Source organism: Streptomyces sp. 15-116A, from assembly GCF_025290915.1.
Classification (GTDB): Bacteria; Actinomycetota; Actinomycetes; order Streptomycetales; family Streptomycetaceae; genus Streptomyces.
Genome location: NZ_JAOCQE010000528.1, coordinates 1 through 1,515, shown reverse-complemented (window position 1 = coordinate 1,515; position 1,515 = coordinate 1). Strand labels below are relative to the sequence as shown.

General features: G+C 77.4%; 2 protein-coding genes and 1 pseudogene. All 3 read right to left on the bottom strand.

Annotated elements, in window-relative coordinates:
* A partial coding sequence (locus tag N4P33_RS35165; protein ID WP_260830971.1) for a glycosyltransferase family 9 protein occupies nt 1–690 on the bottom strand: 690 nt, incomplete at its 3' end.
* Nucleotides 687–1,310, bottom strand: a complete 624-nt coding sequence (locus tag N4P33_RS35160) for an HAD-IIIA family hydrolase (RefSeq protein WP_260830969.1) — start codon at nt 1,308–1,310, stop codon at nt 687–689. The genes N4P33_RS35160 and N4P33_RS35165, both read right to left, overlap by 4 nt.
* Nucleotides 1,307–1,515, bottom strand: a pseudogene (locus N4P33_RS35155) (transferase); the annotation flags it as partial. The gene N4P33_RS35160 and the pseudogene N4P33_RS35155, both read right to left, overlap by 4 nt.

Below are 1,515 nucleotides of genomic sequence, written 5' to 3'. Positions count from 1 at the left end.
GAGGTCGAGCGCGTCACGGTCGGCGACGTACGCGGTGAGGTCCCGCTCCCCCGGGCCGCCGGTGACCACCACGCGGCGTCCGTCGGCGGCCAGTTCGCGTACGGCCTGCGCGCACCGCTCGGGGCTCCAGGCGCGGGCGGGGACGCTGGCTCCCGGGTGCAGGACGACGTACCCGGCGGGCCCGGTCAGTTCCTCGGTCGCCGGCGGCGGCAGCACGCGCAGCCGTCCGTCGTCGACGCGGGGGAATCCGGCGGCCTCCGCGAGGTCGAGCGCGGCCTCCGCCTCGTGGGCGTGCGGGGCACGGCGGTGGCGTACGTCGAGGAGGGAGCCGGGGTGGTCCTCGCTGTCGGCGGCGACGAAGCGGACACCGGCGAGCCGCAGCAGCAGCGCGGTCGGCAGCGGTGACTGGTGGAAGGAGGTCAGCACGAGGGCGGTGTCGGCCCCGGTGCGGGCGATGGCATCGACGACGCCTTCGACGTCCGCGCGCTCCACCGGCGGCGGCTGGAACCCGACCCAGGGCGCGTCCCACACGAGCACGTCGTCCACCCCGGGCAGCAACCGCGCGGCGGGCGCCCCGTGCGGTCCGCACAACACGCTGACCCTCTCGGCCCGCGCGGCAACAGCACGCACCGCGGGCCCGGCGAGCAGCACATCACCGAAGCTGTCGAGCCGCACGACGAGCGCCTTCACGACGGCCTCCCGGAAACGGCCCCACCGACACCGACGTCCCGGGCCCCTGCCGGACCACCGCCGCCCTCGGCCGGGCCGCCCTCCCACGAGGCCCCGTCGAGCCACTCGTCCAGTACCGCCCGCACGGCCGTCGGCAGGTCCGGGGCCACCCGGGGGGCCGCTGCCGTCTCCTCCGGGCGGGTCTGTGCGGTGGGGACGAGGAGGGCGTGGGCGCCGGCGTGATGCGCGGCCTCGATGTCGGGGCCGATGTCGCCGATGACGACGCAGTCGGCCGGGTCGGTGCAGATGCGGCCGGCCGCCCAGAGGATCATCCCGGGACGGGGCTTGCGGCAGTGGCAGCCGTCGTCGGGGCCGTGCGGGCAGATCGCCCAGACGTCGAAGGGGCCGAGGAGTTCGTCGACGCGCCGGTTGACGCGGCGCACGTCACCGGCGGTCAGCAGCCCGCGGGCGATGCCGGACTGGTTGGTGACGACGCCGGTGCGGATGCCGCGGGCCCGCAGCGCGGCGAGCGCCTCGCGGGCGCCCGGGACGGGGCGTACCCGGTCGGGGTCGCCGTTGTAGGGGACGTCCTCGATCAGCGTGCCGTCGCGGTCGAACAGCACGGCCTTCACCGCGTTCACCGGGCCGCCTCCTGCCAGGCGGGGGCGGTTCGGTGCCGCCAGGCTCCGGCCAGCCGGTGCCAGGTCGCGGCGGGCGGGATGAGCACGCTGGTGGCCAGCATGGTCGTCACCTCGTCCCGGGTGCGCGGCCCGGGCAGGATGCGGGCGCGGGCGAACTCGGCGGTCCCGGCGGCCCAGCCGAGCGCGCACACGGCACCGGCCCGGC